The sequence below is a fragment of the Actinomadura rugatobispora genome (genome assembly GCF_055379765.1).
The window spans coordinates 4,197,180-4,215,138 of record NZ_AP029191.1; the positions used below are offsets into that span (position 1 = coordinate 4,197,180).

Consider the following 17,959-nt stretch of genomic DNA (forward strand, 5'->3'; position numbering starts at 1 on the left):
ATTTTCGTGCAAGCCTGGTCCCTGACCGATCGCACGAAGAGGGTGAGAGGGGAGAACGGTCATGTCCCTGACTGTGGACGACAGGCTGCTGGAGCAGGCGCGCGCCGGAGAGGTGGACGACGCCGCGTTCGTGGCGTGCGTGCGCGACTCGCTGCCGTACGCCTGGCAGGTCATCGAGGACGTCGTGGTCCGGACGCGGGCCTCCGACGACGGCTTCGCCGACAACCAGACACCGCCGCCGAACGAGGAGGCACGCGGCCAGCTGCTGCGCGCGCTCGCCAGCGACGCGATGCGGGCCGCGCTGGAACGCCACTTCGGTGTGCGGCTGGCGTTCCAGAACTGTCACCGCGTGGCGGCCTTCGTGCCGGGCGCGGCGGGCACCGCCGAACGCCATGCCACGTTCGTGTCGCCGCGCGCGCAACTGCTCAACCAGTCCCCGGAGCTCGTGGACTGCTGACCCGCCCACGCCCGACGGCCACCGCCACCGCCGGGCCCTGCCCACCGCGCGTGCCCGCCCCAAGCCGCTGGGGGCGGGCACGCCCCATCCCACCACCCCACACGCCTCGCCAGCACGCCCCGATTCACATGCCTCCCTCCCGCAACCTCCACTCGCCCGCGTCGTCCCGCAAGCCTCGTCCCGCACGCCTTCCCATGGCCTCGTCCCGTCCCGAACGCTTCGCACCGCAGGCTCAACCAGCACGCCTAGTACCGCAGGCCTCGGTCCCGCACGCCCTGCCATGGCCTCGTCACCGTCCCGTCACGACTCGTCCCACATGCTTCGCCACGCACGCATTCGCATCGCAGGCCCCAACCGGCACGCCTAGTGCGCTGTCCCGCACCCCCTTGCGCATCCTTCGTCCCGCAGCTCCCTCCAGCACGCCCCGTCCGCAAGCCCCGTCGCGCACGCCCATGCCGCACACCCTGTGCCGCACGCCCCGTCCCGCATGCTCGTCGAGCAGGTCCCGTTCCACACGCCCCGCCGCACGCCCGGTCCGGCAGGTCCCTTGCCGGGCGCTTTGCAGCGCACGTCTCCCATCGCACGGCTTGCACCGCGTTCTCCGGTCCCGCAGGCATCGTCACGGGCGGTCTTCCCGGCCCGCACAGTTGGTGCCGGACGGCTCGTCTCGTCGGGCCCCGGTTTGTCTCGCGCGGCACCGCTCTCGCCCTTCTCACACGCCTCCGCTCCATCCCCTCTTGATCTTGCCCGGGGCGCGGTCACAGGGAGCGGACGTGGAGGTGCGACTCGAATGACACCGGGTAATACGGGTACCGCCTCCGCGAAACCGACGAACCAGGGGATTCTGTGGAGGAAGCGCACATCGGGGCCGGCGCCTCGGGCGCCCGCTCGGCCGAGGACGGCCTGCTGCGGAGCCTGAAGCGGGCCGCCGCCGCCATGGAAGAGGCCGGGATCGAGTTCGCGCTGGCCGGCGGTTCGCCGCCTACGCGCGCGGGGCGGCCGTCTCGACGCACGACGTCGACTTCGTCCTGCGGCAGGACGATGTGGAGACCGCGCTGGACGCGCTGTCCGCCGTCGGCATGCGGCGCCACGACAGCCCGGAGAACTGGCTGGCCAAGGCCTACGACGGCGAGCGGCTGATCGATCTCATCCACACCCCGTCCGGCCGCCCGGTCGACGGGGCGCTGCTGGGCCGCGCCGACCCGCTGTCGGTCGAGGCCGTGCTCATGCCGGTGCTGACCGCCACCGACCTGGTGGTCATGCGGCTGCTGGCGTTCACCGAGACCTCCTGCGACTTCGGCGACTTCCTGCACGTGTGCCGGGCGCTGCGAGAGCAGGTCGACTGGCCGCACGTCGGCAAGGAGACCGCCGGCTCCCCTTACGCCTACGCGTTCCTCACGCTGCTGGCGAGGCTCGACGTCATCGAAGGGGGATTCCTGTGAACGACCCGAAGGGACACCAGGACCGAGGATCCGGCCCCGTCCGTTCCGAGAGCCCGGGCGGCGCCGGACGGTGGGGGGCGCCCGGCTATCTGGCCGCGCACAGCCAGGAGCGGCTCTCCTCCCGCGCCCATGAGCTGGGCATCCAGGTCGACGTGCGGGGCGAGGTCGTCTATCTGCGCGGGGAGGTGGTGACCGAGGAGCGGCGCCGGGAGGTCGAGGAGGCCGCCCGCGGCGCCGCGGAGGGCCGCACGATCCGCAACGAGGTGTCGGTGACCCCGGTACGGGAGCCGGACGGGGAGGAGACGCTGTCATGATCCGAGTCGCGGCGGTCGGCGATCTGCACGTCGGCCCGGAGGTGGCGGGGGCCTACCGGGAGCGGCTCGGCGCCCTGCCCGACCACGCCGACGTGTTCCTGGTGGCCGGCGACCTGACCCGGCACGGCACGCCCGAGGAGGGCCGGGTGGCGGCCGGCGAGCTGCGCGATCTCGGGGTCCCGGTGATCGCCGTGCTGGGCAACCACGACTACCACTCCGACACCCAGGACGAGATCACCGCCATGCTGCGGGACGCCGGGATCACCGTGCTGGAGGGCGACGGGACGATCGTCGACTGCGGCGGCGTCCGGCTGGGCGTCGCGGGGGCAAGGGCTTCGGCGGCGGGTTCGCCGGCAAGTGCGCCGGCGACTTCGGCGAGCCGGAGATGAAGGCGTTCGTCCGGCACACCAAGGACTTCGCGGGACGGCTCGGCTGCGCGCTGCTCGGCCTGGACGCCGACGTGCGGATCGCCCTGACGCACTACTCCCCGGTCGAGGACACCCTGGCGGGAGAGCCGCCGGAGATCTTCCCGTTCCTCGGCAGCTACCTGATCGCGGAGGCGATCGACACCTCGGACGTGACGCTGGCGGTGCACGGCCACGCGCACAAGGGCACGGAGAAGGGGGAGACGCCGGGCGGCGTCCGGGTCAGGAACGTCGCGTTGCCGGTGCTGCGGCAGGCGTACGCGGTCTACTGCATCGACGGGTTCGCGGACGCGACCGAGCTCGCGGGAGCGAGCGCGCGCGGGCGGTAGCGGGGCCGCCGTCCCGTAGCGCGGCTCGACGATCCGCCGGGGTGTTGCCCAGGTAGCCGACGACCTCCTGCACCCCCGGGTCGCTGCGGCCGCGGCTCCACTGCGGCGGGGTCAGCCGGGGTGGATCTCTCCGCCGGCCGGGACCAGTGTCTGGCCCGTGTAGTACGAGGACATCCGGTCGGAGGCGAAGAAGACGTACGACGGGGCGATCTCGTCGGGCTGGGCGGCGCGTCCCATCGGCGCCTGCTTGCCGAAGCCCTCGACCCGCTCCTCGTCGAACGTCGCCGGGATCAGCGGCGTCCAGACCGGGCCGGGCGCCACGCAGTTCACCCGGATGCCCTTGTCCATGAGGTTCTGCGCCAGCGACTCCCCCAGCGTCATCGCGGCGGCCTTGCTCGCCGAGTAGTCGATCAGCGTCTTGTTGCCGCGCAGCCCGTTGATCGACCCGGTGATGACGATCGAGGAGCCCTCGCCCAGGTGCTCCAGCGCCTCCTGGACGATCCAGAACAGCGACAGCACGTTCACCTCGAAGGTGCGCCGCAGCTGCGCTTCGTCGATCTCCCGGACGTCCTTGACGGGCTCCTGCGTGCCGTGGTGCAGCACCAGCACGTCGAGGCCGCCCAGGTCGCGGGCGGCGTGCGCGACGGTCTCGCGGGCGTGCCGCTCCTCGGCCAGGTCGCCGCCGATGGTGAAGCAGCGGCGGCCCTCCCGTTCGACCAGGCCGGCGGTGTGCCGGGCGTCGTCGTCCTCGCTCAGGTAGGTGATCGCGACGTCCGCGCCCTCCTTGGCGAAGGCCACCGACACGGCCCGGCCGATCCCCGAGTCGCCGCCGGTGATCAGCGCGCGGCGTCCGGACAGCAGGCCGCGGCCCTCGTAGCCGCGCATCTCGTCGTGCGGCTCCGGTGCCATATCCGCCGTGCGCCCGGGGTAGGTCTGGCTCTGTGCGGGCGGCTCGCTCATCCTCGGTCCTTCCCGGGCGGACGGGTGTACGCGTCGCGCATGCCCTGGAGGTGAGGGGGCAAACGTGACCCCCCGCATGACGCCTGGGTAACATCGGCCCGAACCACATTCGGTCCCTCACGTAAGGTGCTGTCCATGGACCTGAACGGAGTTTCCGCCGTCGTATCCGGCGGTGCGAGCGGGCTCGGCGAGGCCACCGTCCGCGCCCTGGCCGCCGAAGGCGTCAAGGTGGTCGTCGCCGACCTCAACGAGGACAAGGGCAAGGCGCTGGCCGGCGAGGTCGGCGGCGTCTTCGTCAAGACCGACGTCACCGACGAGTCCCAGGTGCGGGCCGCCGTGCAGGCCGCCGTCGACACCGGCGCCCCGCTGCGCGTGGTCGTCAACAGCGCCGGGATCGGCTGGGCGTCCCGTACCGTCGGCCGCGACGGCGAGCCGCACGACCTGGGCGCCTTCGAGACGGTCATCCGGGTCAACCTCATCGGCACCTTCAACCTGATGCGGGTCGGCGCCGCCGCGATCGGCAAGACCGACCCCGCGGACGCGGACGGCCTGCGCGGCGTGGTGATCAACACCGCGTCGGTCGCGGCGCTGGAGGGCCAGACCGGCCAGGTCGCCTACTCCGCGTCCAAGGGCGGCATCGTCGGCATGACCCTGCCGGCCGCCCGCGACCTCGCCGCGCTCGGCGTCCGGGTCAACACCGTCTGCCCGGGCATCATCGACACCCCCATCTACGGCCAGGGCGAGGCCGCCGAGGCGTTCAAGGCCAAGCTGTACGCGCCGGTGCCCTTCCCCAAGCGGATGGGCAAGGCCTCGGAGTTCGCGCACCTGGTGAAGTCCCTGATCGAGAACGACTACATGAACGGCGAGACCATCCGTTTCGACGGTGGCATCCGCTTCCAGCCGAAGTGAGGCGCTGAATGACCGACGCTGTCCTGACCGAAGAAGATGGCGCCGTCCTCGTCATCACCATCAACCGTCCCGAGGCGAAGAACGCCGTCAACGGCGCCGTCGCGCAGGGCATCGCGGCCGCGATGGACGAGCTCGACAACCGCAAGGACCTCTCGATCGGCGTGCTCACCGGCGCCGGCGGCACGTTCTGCGCGGGCATGGACCTCAAGGGCTTCCTCACCGGCGAGAACCCGATGGTGGAGGGCCGCGGGTTCGGCGGCATCGTGGAGCGTCCCACCACCAAGCCGCTGATCGCCGCGATCGAGGGCTACGCGCTGGCCGGCGGCTGCGAGATCGCGCTGAGCTGCGACATGGTGGTGGCGTCCCGGGACGCCCAGTTCGGGCTGCCCGAGCCCAAGCGCGGCCTGGTCGCGGCCGGGGGCGGGCTGCTGCGGCTGCCGCAGCGGATCCCGTTCCACATCGCCATGGAGATCGCGCTCACCGGTGACAAGTACAGCGCCGACCGGATGGCCGAGCTGGGCTTCGTGAACCGGCTCACCGAGCCGGGGCAGGCGCTGGCGGCGGCCAAGGAGCTGGCGCTGAAGGTGGCCGAGAACGCCCCGCTGGCGCTGGCCGCCACCAAGAAGATCATCGTCGAGTCGTCCGACTGGGACGTCGCGGAGGCGTGGAAGAAGCAGGGCGAGATCACCCTGCCGGTCTTCACCTCCAAGGACGCGCAGGAGGGCCCGGCCGCCTTCGCCCAGAAGCGCAAGCCGGTCTGGAAGGGCGAGTAGGCGACGCCTCGCGAACGCCCGGAGACCCCGCGTCTCCGGGCGTTCCGTGTCCCTCGCGGGCTGGCCTCATCCGGCCGGGGCCGGGTGGGGCGCTCCTCTTACTAGCGAGTAAGTATTCCCCTACTCTCGTGCACACCTTGTGGTGATCTTGGGAGTGCCGATGAAGAGGAACACCCTGCTCGCGTCCGCCGCCGCCCTCGCCGCCGGCACCGCGATCGCCCTCGCACCGCCCGCGCACGCCGCGTCCTGGGGCGACGTCCCCACCTCCGCCACCGCCTACGACGGCACCCTCGACCGGGTCGACTTCGCGGGCAAGGACGTCGGCTGGGCCGTCGGCTCCTCCGGCTCGCTGTTCACGCCCAAGACCAGGCTGCTGCGCTGGACGACCTCGGGCTGGGCCACACAGACCAGCCCCGCCGACTTCATCCCCACCGACATCGCCGTCGGCAACGCGAACCGCGCCTGGGTCGTCGGCTACTCCCTCACCGGCATGACCGGCCTCTACTGGAACGGCACCACCTGGACGAAGGTGCCCTACCCCCTCGTCGGCCTGCCCACCCAGGTCTCCGCCGCCCCCGACGGCACCGCCTACTCCGTCGCGGGCGTCGACGCCGCGGCCGGCGGCCTCAGCGCCATCATGCGCTGGAACGGCACCGCCTGGGTCGACACCAGCGTCCCCCTCCCGCCCAGCTCCGCCATCACCGCGGTCGACGTCCGCTCCGCGAACGACGTGTGGCTCGCCGGCACCACCTCCAACGGCACCGCCGTCACCGGACTCGTCATGCACTACGACGGCACGTCCTGGAAGCGCCACGACCTCCCCGGGAACATGGGCGTCCCCGCCTACCAGGGCACCCTGCACCGCATCGTCGCCCTCTCGCCCACCAACGTGTACGCCCTCCGGGTCCGCCAGAACGCCCAGGTCACCAACGCCCTGCTGCACTGGAACGGCACGTCCTGGCGCACCATCGACACCCCCTTGAACGCCGCCGGGATCGGCCTCTCCCCGGACGGCAGCGGCGGCGTCGTCATGCTCCCCATCACCACCGGCACCCGCACCCAGTACATGCACTACGACGGCTCGACCTGGACCACCCTGAACGGACCGTCCCGTACGGGCACCGTCCAGGCCACCGACGCCGACCACCGCCCCGGCACCACGGCCGTGGTGAGCACGGGCACCGCCACCGCACCCGACAAGAAGACCCCGTTCATCGAGAACTTCAGCTGAGCGGCCCCGTCCGCTCAGTCGAGGCGGACGAGCATCTTGCCGACGTTGCGCCCCGCGAAGATCCCGAGAAAGGCGTCAACGGCGTTGTCGATGCCTTTCACGACGGTCTCCTCGCTGTGGAGGCAGCCCTCCCGGAGCCAGCCGGAAGCGCGCCGGACGTACTCGTCCATGACTTCGGGGTAGTGGTCGATCGCGACGAAGCCCCGCAAGGTGAGGCGCTTGAAGACGGCCTCGATGAGGTTGTCGGGCCCGGGATCGGGTTCGGCCTTGTCGTACTGTGACACGGCTCCGCACAGCGCGACCCTTCCGTGATCGTTGAGCACGGCGATCGCGGCCCGCAGGTGATCACCGCCGACGTTGTCGAAGTAGACGTCGATCCCGTCGGGCGCCGCCTCGCCGAGCCGCCGTTCGAGATCGCCCTCGCGGTGGTCGATCGCGGCGTCGAAGCCGAAGCCGTCGAGGAGCTTGGCGGTCTTGACCGGCCCGCCCGCCGACCCGATCACCCGGGAGGCGCCGAGCAGGCGGGCGATCTGCCCGGCGACACTGCCCACGGCCCCGGCGGCACCGGACACGAAGACCACGTCGCCGTCCCGCACGGACGCGATCTCGGTGAGCCCGACGTAGGCGGTCAGTCCGATGAACCCGAGCACGCCGAGGTGGGCCGGGGCCGGGGCCAGGCCGAGATCGACGGGGCGGGCCTTCGCGGCGTCGACCGTGGCGTACTCGCGCCACCCCAGCAGGTGCACCACGGTGGCCCCCTCCGGGACCTCCGACCTGGACGCGATCACCGTTCCGAGCGCGCTGCCGCCCATCGGCTCGCCGAGCTCGAAGGTCGGCATGGCCGACCTGGCGTCGTCCATCTGCCCGCGCATGTACGGGTCGACGGAGAGCCACTCGTTCCGGACCAGGATCTCGCCCTCGCCCGGCTCGCGGACCGGTGCCTCGGCCAGCTCGAAGTGGGACGGGTCGGCCGCTCCGTCGGGGCGGGCCGCCAAACGGACCTCGCGGCCCGCTGCGGGGATCATGCGCTGCGCCTTCCTTTCGTGCCTTTCGAGAGCTGGACGCACGTGGCGAGGACGCCCTGCCGGGAACCGGTCGGGTCCCGGCTCCCGGCAGGGCGATGTGGACGGGTCAGTCGAGCGGGGCCAGCTGCGGGCGGACGGCCCCGTCCCGGTCGCGGGGAACGCCGGCCACCCACGCGCGGATGGCGTCGGCGGTGGTGGCGGCGTGCTCCTGGAGGATGGTGAAGTGGTCGCCGGGGATGCTGTCGCGGTCGTGCGGCAGCGGCCAGGTGAGCTGATCGGTGTTCCCGGCGGCGCGGGCGAACAGGGTGGGGACGGGGGACGGCTCCGGGGCCCAGCCGTCGAACAGCTCGAAGTACGCCGTCATGGCGGTGAAGGCGCTGTCCGGGGTGCTGTGGCCGGCCAGCTCGCGGTCCATCAGCCTGCCCATCAGGTTGTACCGGGCCACGACGGCCGAGTCGATGGACGACACGGTGTCGAGGAGGACGACCCCGGCGGTGTGGTGCTCGGTTCCGGGCCGGGCCTGGATGTACCGGGCCAGACTGTGGGCGAGGGCTCCGCCCGACGAGTGGCCGAGCAGGACGTAGGGGCGGCCGCCGGCGCACTCCTGGACGTCCTGGGCGAGGGCGTCGAGCAGTGCCTCCCGTGACGCGGGAAGGAGCTCGCCGTCCTGGTAGCCGGGCAGCAGCAGGACGTGGACGTCGCGTTCGGCGTCGAAGCGGGCGGCGATGTGCTCGTACTGCCCGGCGTCGGCGCCGGCGATGAAGCTCGGCAGGCAGATGACGCCGGGGCTCGCGGTGCCGCGGGCGAGCGGGACGGGCTCCTTCCCGCGGGCTTCCGGCGCGGCGGTGAAGACGGGCCGGTGCCGCACGGCGTCGGCGACCAGCCGCCTGGCCTCGTCCTCGTCGCCGGCGCTCCAGGCGCGCGAGCACAGCCGGGCCAGCGAGGCGCCGCCGGTATCGGCCGTCGCCGCCGCGTCCGCGTCCTCGCCTGACCTGGGGGCGGGAATCGTGGGCGTCCGGGGCTCGCCGGGCTCCATCAGCTCGCTGAGATGCTCGGCGAGGTCCCGCGGGACCGGATGGTCCATGAGGACGGTCGCGGGCAGCCGCAGTCCGGTGAGCTTGGTGAGGCGGGTCCGCAGCTGGGTCACCGACAGCGAGTCCAGCCCGGCCTCCCGCAGCGGCCGGTCGGCGGGGATGGTCCCGTGGTCGGGGTAGCCGAGGACGGCCGCGGCGTTGGCGCGGATCTGGAGGAGGAGCTCGCGGACGCGCTCGGGTGCGGGCAGGGTGCCCAGGTGGCGCAGCGTCTCGGCGTCGTCGGCGTTGTGCGCCTGCTGCCGGGCGTACCGTCCGAGCACGCCGGTCAGCATGTCGGGGGCCTCGGTCGCCTGCGCCGGGTCGCCCACCCCGGTCACCACCACCAGCGGCTGCCCGCGCCGCAGGACGAGGTCGAGCGCCGCCAGGGCGTCGGCGGTGCTCATCGGCCGCAGGCCGGTGCGGATCCGCTTCGCCGCGCTGAAGGTGGCCGACATGTCGCTGGTCTGGTCCCACAGTCCCCAGGGGATGGACACGGCGGGCAGCCCTTCGCCCCTGCGGTGGTAGGCGAGGGCGTCCAGGTAGTTGTTGGCCGCGTTGTAGTTGGCCTGGCCCTGGTTGCCGATCAGGCCGCCCAGGGAGGAGTACAGGACGAACGCGGCCAGCGGCAGGTCCTTGGTGAGCTCGTGCAGGTTGACCGCGATGTCGACCTTGGAGCGCAGGACGTTCTCCAGGTGGCGCGGGGTGAGGTTGGGCAGGGCGGCGTCGTCCAGGACGCCCGAGGCGTGGACGACGGCGGTGAGCGGGTGCTCGGCCGGGATGCCGTCCAGCAGTTCGGCCAGCGCGACCCGGTCGACGCTGTCGCAGGACGCGATGGTGACGTCGGCGCCGAGGCCGCTGAGCTCTTCGGCCAGGTCGGCGGCGCCGGGGGCGTCCGGGCCGCGGCGGCTGACCAGCAGCAGGCGGCGGACGCCGTGCGCGGTGACGAGGTGGCGGGCCAGAAGAGTGCCCAGGACCCCGGTGCCACCGGTGATCAGCACGGTCCCGTCGGGGTCCAGGGAGCGCGGGAGGGACAGCACGACCCGGCCGCCGGGCTCGCGGGCGGCGAGGCGGAGCGCGTGCCGGGCATACCGGACGTCCAGCGCGGTGACCTGCGGCGGGACCGGCTCGCCGTGCCGCAGCAGAGCGGTGAGCTCCGCCGGCGGAGCGGAGTCGAAGCCTCCGGAGAAGCCCCCGGACGGGTGCACCGCGTCCGCGTCCTGGCCGTCCCCGTCCGCCGTGCCGAGGTGGACGTAGCGGCCGCCAGCGGCCAGCAGCCGCTGGGCGGCGTCGAACGGCTCTCCGGTGAGGCGGCCCAGGACGGCGTCCAGTCCGATGGCGCCGGCGGCGCGGGCCAGGTCTTCCAGGTCGGGGCCGCGGGACGTGATGACGTGACCGGCCGGAACGCCCGCCTCGATCAGCGGGTCGAGGTCGGCGGGCTCGGCCAGCGCGTACACCTGAGCGCCCAGGGCACGGGCGAGCTGGACGGTGGCCAGGCCGATGCCGGCGGCCACGTCGACCAGCACCCTGGAGCCCGCCCGCACTCCGGCGAGGCGCACCAGGCCGTCGTGGGCGCTCAGGTACGCGGCCGGGGACGCCGCGGCCTGCTCCGGCGTCCAGGCCGGGGGCACCGGGAGCACCAGACGCCGCTCGGTCGACAGCAGGGAGGCCAGCCCGTCCGGCTCATCGCCGGCTCCCGGCGCCTGGGCCACCATGACGCGTTCGCCGGGGATGAGGTCGGTGATGTCGGGAGCGACCTCGTCCACCACACCGGCGACCTCGAACCCGAGGGAGCCGCCCGCGCCGTCAGGCCGGCCGAGGCCCGCCGCTTCGACGCGGACGCGTACCTGGCCGGGGTCCAGCGGGCGGCGCAGCTCCGGTGCCGGCACGAGCTGGACGGCGTCGTCACCGCCGGTGGCCTGCAGTCGCCAGGGCTCCAGGCCGTCCGGGAGCGTGAGGATCTCGGAGGTGGCGGCGGCCACCAGCCGGGGCACCAGGGCGCGTCCCTCGCGCAGGGCCAGCTGCGGTTCGGTCGAGGCCAGGGCGGCGGGCAGGGTGGCCGGCGGGGCGGCGCCCGAGCGGCCGTCGAGGTCGATCAGCTGCAGCCGTCCGGGGTACTCCAGCTGCGAGGCGCGGACCAGCCCCCACAGCGCGGCGCCGGGCAGGTCGCCGACGCGGTCGAGGGTGGGGTCCTCGCCGGTGACCTGCGCGCCCCGGGTGATGACGGCCAGCCGGCTCTCCGCCAGCGCCGGGTCGGCGAGGAAGTCCTGGAGAACGCCGAGGAGGTGTTCCGTCCTGCGGTGCACGGGCTCCGCCGCGACGTCGGTGGACGGCTCGGAGCGCTGGTCGAGAACGATCACCGGCGGGGCGGCCGCGCCACCGGCCACGGCGGCGCGGGCCTCGGCCGGCGTGGGGTGGCCGCCCAGGCCGTCGCCCTCGCCCCCGCCGGGCGCGGTCTCGGGGAGGGACACGGGTTTCCAGTCGAGCCGGTAGCCCAGGTCGGGGCCGCGCAGCGCGTCCCGGATCTCCTGGTGGCTGACCAGCATGCCGCGCAGGTCGGTGACGACGGCGACGGGACGCCCGGCCGTGTCGTGCAGCGCGGCGGTGACCTGGTTCGGGCCGGTCGGGGTGAGCGTCGTGCGCATGCTGGTCGCGCCGGAGGCCAGCATGCGGACCGACGCGATGGCGCGCGGCGCCATACCGCCGTCATGCGTCAGGCCCGACAGCAGCGGATGCATCGCCGAGTCCAGGAGGGTCGGGTGCACGATGTAGCCCTCGGGGTCGATGCCGGAGGCGTCCTGTTCGTCCACGCTCGCGCGAAGCGAGACCTCGCCGTAGAGGGTGTCGCCGCGGCGCCAGGCCGCCGTCAGGTTCTGGTAGGTGGGGCCGAAGCCGTGGCCGCGTTCCAGGAGGTGGTCGTAGAAGCCGTCCAGCGGGATCGGCTCGGCCCCCTCGGGCGGCCAGGGCCCCTGCTGCTGCTCGGCGACGGGCGGGTGGACGGCCGCCCCCGCAGCAGCCAGGGTCGCGGAGTCGCTCAGGACGGCGTCGGCGTGCTCCGTCCAGGGCTGGCCGGGCGGGGCGTTGTGGGGACGGCTGCGCAGCACCACGTCCCGGCTCCCCTGCGGGTCCGCCGAGGACACGGCGATCTGCAGCTCCACCGGCTGGTCGGCGGGCAGGGTCAGGAAGGCGTGGATGGAGACGTTCTCCAGCGTGTCGCAGCCGACGCGGTCGCCCGCGTGGGTCAGCAGTTCGATCATCCCGAGGCCCGGGAACAGCACGGCGTCGTGGACGGTGTGGTCGACCAGCCAGGGGAACTGGGACAGGACCAGCCGCCCGGTGAGCATCAGGCCGCCGTCGGGCAGCTCGATCTCGGCGCCCAGCATGGGGTGGGACGACGCCCGCTGCCCGCCCGCGGCGGTGCCCGCGGTGCCGCGGTAGGGCTTCGGCCAGAACCGCCGCCGCTGGAAGGCGTAGGTCGGCAGATCCACCTCCCGGGCGCCGGGGAACAGCGGGCCGAAGTCGACGGCGGCGCCGCCGAGGTGGGCCTGGGCGAGGGCGGCGGCGAACCGGTCGGGCCCGCCCTCCTCCCGGCGCAGCGTGGCCACCACCGCCGTCCCCGCGTCGCCGGTGTCGGCGGCGGACAGGACGTCGGTGAGCGGGGCGGCCAGCACCGGGTGCGGCGAGACCTCGATGAACAGCCGGTGGCCGTCGGCCAGCGCCGCCTCGGCCGCGGCGGCGAAGCGGACCGGGTTGCGCAGGCCGTCGTACCAGTACGCGGCGTCCAGCGGCCTGTCCTCCAGCGGCCCCCCGGTGAGGGTGGAGTACATCGGGACGAGCGGCGGAAGGGGCTCGACGCCGTCCAGGTCGGCCAGGATCCGGTCACGGGCGGGCTCGATCTGGGCACAGTGCGAGGCGTAGTCCACCGGGACCCGCTGCGCCCACACCCCGCGCTGCTCGCACAGCTCCAGCAGTTCCCGGACGTCGTCGGCGGGCCCGGCCAGCACGGTCGCGGCCGGGCCGTTGACCACCGCCACCTCGATCCGGCCCTGCCACGGCTCGGCCAGCTTGGCGGCGTCCTCGGCCCCCAGCCCGACCGAGGCCATCGCGCCGCGTCCGGCCAGCGGCGCCAGCGCCCGGCTGCGCAGCGCCACCACCCTGGCGGCGTCGGCCAGGCTCAGCGCGCCGGCCACGTACGCGGCGGCGATCTCGCCCTGGCTGTGCCCGATGACCGCGGCCGGAGTGACGCCGTGGGCCCGCCACAGCTCGGCCAGCGACACGTACATCGCGAACAGCGCGGGCTGCACCACCTCCGCGCGCTCGAAGCCCGGGGCGCCGGCGTCCCGGACGGTCTCCAGCAGGTCGAACCCGATCCACGGCTGCAGCGCCTTGGCGCAGCGCTCCATCGCCGCCGCGAAGACCGGGGAGGAGTCCATCAGCCCGGCGGCCATGCCCGCCCACTGAGCCCCCTGGCCGGGGAACACCAGCACCGGCCCGGCCGGGCGCACGCTCGGCGCGGTCGCCGGAACGCCGTCGTCCTGCGTTCCGCCGCCGGGCGCATCCGTTGCGTCGGTCGCGTCGCCGGCCGGGTCCGCCGCGGCCGGATCGGTGTCCGGGTCCGTGCCGCGGGCGGGGACGGTGCCCGTCAGCACGTCGGGGCCGGTCTCGCCACGGGCGAGGCGGTCGAGGCCGTCCAGCAGCGCGTCCCGGTCGCCGGCCACCACCGCGGCGCGATGCTCGAACGCGGTACGGGTGGCCAGCAGCGACCACCCCACGTCGCCCGCCTTCAAGTCCGGACGCGCGCGCACGTGCTCGCCCAGCCGGGCCGCCTGCGCGGCCACCGCCTCCGGGCTCTTGCCCGAGACCGTCCAGACCGCCGGCGGCGCGCCCAGCCACACCCGCGCCGGGCCGGTCACCCCGCCCGGAGCGTCGTCCTGACCGGCGGACGCGTCGGACGGCGGCGCCTCCTCGACGATGATGTGCGTGTTGGTGCCGCTGATCCCGTAGGCGAGCACACCCGCCCGGCGCGGCCGCCCGTTGGTCCGCCACGGACGCGGCTCGACCAGCGGCCGCACCGTGCCCGATGACCAGTCGACCGCCGGATTGGGCCGCTCGATGTGCAGCGTCCGCGGCATCGTCTCGTTCCGCAACGCCAGCACGACCTTCGCCACACCGGCCAGCCCGGCGACCGCCTGGGTGTGCCCGATGTTGGACTTCAGCGAGCCGATCCACAGCGGGGAGCTCGCGGGACGGTGCGCGCCGTAGGCGGAGATCAGCGAGCCCGCCTCGATCGGGTCGCCCACCGGCGTGCCGGTGCCGTGCGCCTCCACCAGATCGACGTCGGCGGGGGCGAGCCCGGCGTCGGCGAGCGCCAGGCCGATCGCCTTCTCCTGCGCCGCGCCGTTGGGCACGGTGAACCCGGTGCCGGTGCCGTCCTCGTTCAGCGCCGTCCCCCGGATCACCGCCAGCACCGGGCGGCCGGTGGCGCGCGCCCGCGACAGCGGCATCAGCAGCAGCGCGACGGCGCCCTCGGACGGGCAGAAGCCGTCGGCCGACTCGTCGAAGGCCTTGCAGCGGCCGTCGGAGGCCAGCGCGCGGATCGTGCTGAAGTCGATGAGGAAGCGCGGCCCGGCGATCACCGACACCCCGGCCGCGATGGCCGACTCGCACTCGCCGGCGCGCAGCGCCTGCACCGCCAGGTGCAGCGCGGTCAGCGCCGAGGAGCAGGAGGTGTCGACCACGAGCGCGGGCCCGTGCAGCCCCATGACGTAGGCGATGCGGCCGGCGATGATGCTGATCGCCAGGCCGAGCCCGCCGTACACGTTCCCCGCCCCCAGGTCGCCGGCGTCGGGGTAGCGGCTGTCGTAGGCGCCCACGTAGACGCCGGTCGAGCTGCCGCGCAGCGTGGCGGGGTCGAGCCGGGCGTGCTCGCACGCCTCCCAGGCGGTCTCCAGGACCAGCCGCTGCTGCGGGTCCATCGCCTCGGCCTCGCGCGGCGGGATGCCGAAGAAGCCGGGGTCGAAGCCCGCCACGTCGCCGAGGAACCCGCCCTTGCGGACGTAGGTCTTCCCCTCGGCGTCGGGGGCGGGGTCGTAGAGGGCGTTGAGGTCCCAGCCGCGGTCCGCGGGCAGGTCGGTGGCCACGTGGCGGCCTTCCTCCAGCAGCCGCCAGAGTGCCTCCGGGGTGTCGGTGTCGCCGGGCAGGCGGCACGCCATTCCGCAGATGGCGATCGGCTCGGGGCGTGCAGGGGACACATGGCCTCCTCAGGCAGCGTGGGAACGTGAAGGAGAGGTGCTCCGGGCTCGATGCCGGCGGAACGCGGCGAACCCGGCGATGGCGGGCCGAACGCGCGCGCAGGCCCCGGCAGGCCCGGTGGGGGACCCGCGGTGTCGCGCCCGTCCGCGGATCTCGTGCTCGGGGGGATCAGGGCATGATCGGTCGGGAGGATCGGTGCGGAGCGATGGACGCCCGCAGCCGTCCCGCGGCCGTCCGCGGCACGCGGCCGCCACACGGCCGTCCGCGCAGCGCGTGCGCGGCGGTCAGCGGCCGCCGGTCGTCGTCATCGTCCGGGGGGTGCGGTCACGGCATGTGAGCGCGCCGATGAGGCCCGCCAAGGGCGGCGGCCGGCGAACGACGGGACCGGCCGACTCGGGTGCGGCCGACGACCGTGCCACGGAGGGCAGAGGGTTTCCGATGGTCAGGGGACCGTGGCCTCGAACAGGGCGGTGCAGCCGTGCACGGTGACCGTGTAGTCGGAGAACCGGCTCCTCAGCTGCGCGTGCAGATCGTCGAGGCTGTCGGCGGTGTTGTTGAAGCGGCCGTCGGAGTTGAGGCGGCGCAGCAGCAGGCGGGTGTGCAGCGGGAGGTGGACTCCTCGGGACAGGACAGTGCTGCCGAACAGCCTGCCGCCCGGCCGCACGCAGGCCGCGGCGTGCTCCAGGGCGACCCCCCTTGCTCTCCAGGTCGCCGGGGACGCAGTGCAGCATGAGGCTCATGGCCGCGGATCCGAAGGAGGCGCGCGGCAGGGGGAAGGGTTCCAGGACGTTCCCCCGGCACGTGCTGACGTCGTAGCGCGCCAGCCGGCGCGCGGTGTAGCTGAGGGCGTGGGGGCTCATGTCGAACAGGGTGATCTTGGGGGTGGCGGTCGGGAACCGGCAGTGGTCGAGCAGGTAGCCGGTGCCGACCCCGATGTCGAGATGTTCCGCGGAGACGTTCTGCGAGTACTGGCGGCGCAGCTCTCTCTTGTGGCACCCCCAGAACAGGGAGCAGGTGACGGCCACCCCCAGATCGTAGGTCCGGAGGCTGCGGGGGGTATAGGCGGCGAAGCCTGCGCGGACGTCGGCCTCGCTGGGCGTGCTGGTCATGGTCACCTCAGGTGTGTTCCGGTTTCGACCCTGGCGCGGTGGACGCGCTCCCGGCTTCGGGAGCGCCGTCCACCGCTGGTCCGGGGGGTGCCACGGGGAACCGGCAGGTCGCTCCGGCGACCGCGATGGGCTGCCCCCGGGACGGAACGTCACCGCCGGGAGCCGCATCGTCGATGGCACGCAAAAAGCCGACCCCCAGTGCGTTCCGTGATGGACTAATCACAAATAGTAATGACAGTCCGCCGGGGCACCAACGCCGGTCACGTAAGACCACCGTGACCCAGGAGGCACAGAGCGGTGGGCGCTCGCGCCAAAAGACCGGCCGACACCGCTGCGAGGGACTGACCGGAATACGCCCGAGCAGGATCGCGCGCCGATTCAGCCGCAGGTCAGCAGGTATGAACCCCCGGAGTGGGCGTGCCGTGCGCGCGGGTCACCCCTTTTCGTGCCTCTCCTGAGGCCGGGAGGTCGGCGCCGAGCCCGCCAGCGGGGTGGCGTCGACGTATCTCACCTCATAGACGCGCTCCGCGAACCTCCAGCCGTCCGAGGTGCGCCGGTAGCGGTCGTGGTACAGGGAGTAGTTCAGCTGAGAGCGGCCGTCGCGGAAGCGTCCGAACTCCGAGACGTAGGCACGGCCGGTCGCGGTGTCGCCGTCGACCCGGATGACTCCCGGGTGCACGTTCTGCACGAAGAACTCCCAGAGACCCTGCAGCCGCTCGATCCCGGCGCGGATTTCCTCGCCGCCGACCAGTTCGACGCCGGCGTCGGGAATCCGCCACACGCCGTCGTGCGTGAACAGCGACGCGAAGCGGTCGTAGTCCCGCATCATCCCCGCGTCGGTGAATTCGCCGCGCAGCGCCTCGATCTCGAAGCGGTCGACAATGGCCCGGAAGTCGTCGCTCATTGGTTTCTCCTGTCGCGGAGTGCGTTCCTCAAGACCGCTTCCTTCCCACGTCCGCCCAGTTCAGGCGGCACGACCGACTTTGAGAGAGGCCGCGATGGCGACGGCGCGCCGAGCCTGGTGGCGGGCCGCTTCGAGGGCCACATCGTCGGGCGGGCCATCGGCGGCGCGATGGGAGGTGCCGTAGGGATTACCCGACTGGAACTGGACGGGGTCGGTGTAGCCGGGCGGGACGATGATGCCGCCCCAGTGGTAGAACACATTTCCCAAGGCGAGGAGGGTGGACTCCTGTCCGCCGTGTATCGCGGCGTGCACGGATTCCATGATCGTTTCTCTCTTCTGTCGGGGGTCGATGCGGCCGGGCCGCACGTCGCGCCGGGTCAGCCGGCGAAGGACTGGGGGCCGAAGCGGCCCCACGCCACGACGGCGGCCATGGCGAGCAGGGCCACGGGCACCACGACGGTCTGCGTCTCGCGGCGGCGGAGGTGCACGACGACGGCGCCGGCCATCAGCAGCACGACTCCGACCGCGGCGAGCGGCACCAGAACCGGCACGACGTCGAGCGCGGCGGGCAGGATCAGGCCCACCGCGGCCAGGACTTCGAGCGAGCCGATGGCCTTGACGCCGCCGGCGCTGAAGTCCTCGACGACTCTCATCCCGGAGGCGGCCAGCCTCTCCCTGGACCGGGTCAACTTCATGGCGCCGCTGGCCAGGAAGACCGCGGCCAGCAGTCCCGCGATGATCCACAGGGTGATGTTCATG

General features: G+C 73.5%; 15 protein-coding genes and 1 pseudogene. 8 read left to right on the top strand and 8 right to left on the bottom strand.

Going from position 1 to position 17,959, the window contains the following annotated elements; all coding sequences use genetic code 11:
• The first annotated feature begins 61 nt into the window (after window positions 1-61).
• The 5 genes from ACZ466_RS18360 (at window position 62) to ACZ466_RS18380 (ending at window position 2,967) form a co-directional block, all read left to right on the top strand.
• Complete coding sequence (locus ACZ466_RS18360; protein WP_378280415.1) at window positions 62-457, top strand: SCO5389 family protein; 396 nt, start codon at window positions 62-64, stop codon at window positions 455-457.
• Window positions 458-1,500: 1,043 nt separating this feature from the next.
• Window positions 1,501-1,899 carry a hypothetical protein gene (locus ACZ466_RS18365; RefSeq protein ID WP_378280417.1) on the top strand — a complete coding sequence of 133 codons (399 nt, stop codon included), beginning with the start codon at window positions 1,501-1,503 and terminating at the stop codon, window positions 1,897-1,899.
• Window positions 1,896-2,213, top strand: coding sequence for a BON domain-containing protein (locus ACZ466_RS18370; RefSeq protein WP_378280418.1), 318 nt, complete (start codon window positions 1,896-1,898; stop codon window positions 2,211-2,213). The genes ACZ466_RS18365 and ACZ466_RS18370 overlap by 4 nt, the downstream gene beginning before the upstream one ends.
• On the top strand, window positions 2,210-2,602 hold the full coding sequence (locus ACZ466_RS18375; RefSeq protein WP_378280420.1) for a metallophosphoesterase family protein: 393 nt from the start codon (window positions 2,210-2,212) through the stop codon (window positions 2,600-2,602). Before ACZ466_RS18370 ends, ACZ466_RS18375 begins: the two co-directional genes overlap by 4 nt.
• Window positions 2,599-2,967: a metallophosphoesterase family protein gene (locus ACZ466_RS18380; protein WP_378280422.1), complete on the top strand. Its 369-nt coding sequence runs from the start codon at window positions 2,599-2,601 to the stop codon at window positions 2,965-2,967. Before ACZ466_RS18375 ends, ACZ466_RS18380 begins: the two co-directional genes overlap by 4 nt.
• A gap of 111 nt (window positions 2,968-3,078) precedes the next feature.
• Here ACZ466_RS18380 and ACZ466_RS18385 read toward each other — a convergent pair whose 3' ends face one another.
• On the bottom strand, window positions 3,079-3,927 hold the full coding sequence (locus ACZ466_RS18385) for an SDR family oxidoreductase (protein WP_378280424.1): 849 nt from the start codon (window positions 3,925-3,927) through the stop codon (window positions 3,079-3,081).
• A 135-nt stretch (window positions 3,928-4,062) separates the two neighbouring features.
• Between ACZ466_RS18385 and ACZ466_RS18390 the strand changes: the two genes are divergently transcribed.
• From ACZ466_RS18390 to ACZ466_RS18400, 3 genes are all read left to right on the top strand, one after another.
• A complete protein-coding gene (locus ACZ466_RS18390) occupies window positions 4,063-4,836 on the top strand; it encodes an SDR family oxidoreductase (protein WP_378280425.1) in 774 nt (257 codons plus the stop codon).
• A gap of 8 nt (window positions 4,837-4,844) precedes the next feature.
• Window positions 4,845-5,609, top strand: coding sequence for a crotonase/enoyl-CoA hydratase family protein (locus ACZ466_RS18395; protein ID WP_378280427.1), 765 nt, complete (start codon window positions 4,845-4,847; stop codon window positions 5,607-5,609).
• A gap of 160 nt (window positions 5,610-5,769) precedes the next feature.
• Entirely contained in the window at window positions 5,770-6,840 is a 1,071-nt protein-coding gene (locus tag ACZ466_RS18400; RefSeq protein WP_378280429.1) for a hypothetical protein, read from the top strand.
• A gap of 14 nt (window positions 6,841-6,854) precedes the next feature.
• On the opposite strand, the gene ACZ466_RS18405 is transcribed toward ACZ466_RS18400, so the two are convergent.
• The 7 genes and pseudogenes from ACZ466_RS18405 to ACZ466_RS18435 form a co-directional block, all read right to left on the bottom strand.
• On the bottom strand, window positions 6,855-7,865 hold the full coding sequence (locus ACZ466_RS18405) for an NADP-dependent oxidoreductase (RefSeq protein WP_378280431.1): 1,011 nt from the start codon (window positions 7,863-7,865) through the stop codon (window positions 6,855-6,857).
• 106 nt (window positions 7,866-7,971) lie between these two features.
• A complete protein-coding gene (locus ACZ466_RS18410) occupies window positions 7,972-15,186 on the bottom strand; it encodes an acyltransferase domain-containing protein (protein WP_378280434.1) in 7,215 nt (2,404 codons plus the stop codon).
• A gap of 443 nt (window positions 15,187-15,629) precedes the next feature.
• Window positions 15,630-15,851, bottom strand: a complete 222-nt coding sequence (locus ACZ466_RS18415; RefSeq protein ID WP_464044077.1) for a hypothetical protein — start codon at window positions 15,849-15,851, stop codon at window positions 15,630-15,632.
• 61 nt (window positions 15,852-15,912) lie between these two features.
• Window positions 15,913-16,464: pseudogene (locus tag ACZ466_RS18420) on the bottom strand (class I SAM-dependent methyltransferase); the annotation flags it as partial.
• Between the two features lie 265 nt (window positions 16,465-16,729).
• The gene (locus ACZ466_RS18425) at window positions 16,730-17,200 is read right to left on the bottom strand and encodes a nuclear transport factor 2 family protein (protein ID WP_378280438.1); all 471 of its coding nucleotides are present in this window, start codon (window positions 17,198-17,200) and stop codon (window positions 16,730-16,732) included.
• Window positions 17,201-17,260: 60 nt separating this feature from the next.
• Window positions 17,261-17,521, bottom strand: a complete 261-nt coding sequence (locus tag ACZ466_RS18430) for an NADPH-dependent FMN reductase family protein (RefSeq protein ID WP_378280439.1) — start codon at window positions 17,519-17,521, stop codon at window positions 17,261-17,263.
• A 56-nt stretch (window positions 17,522-17,577) separates the two neighbouring features.
• Window positions 17,578-17,958, bottom strand: coding sequence for a DoxX family protein (locus tag ACZ466_RS18435; RefSeq protein ID WP_378280441.1), 381 nt, complete (start codon window positions 17,956-17,958; stop codon window positions 17,578-17,580).
• Window position 17,959: the final 1 nt, after the last annotated feature.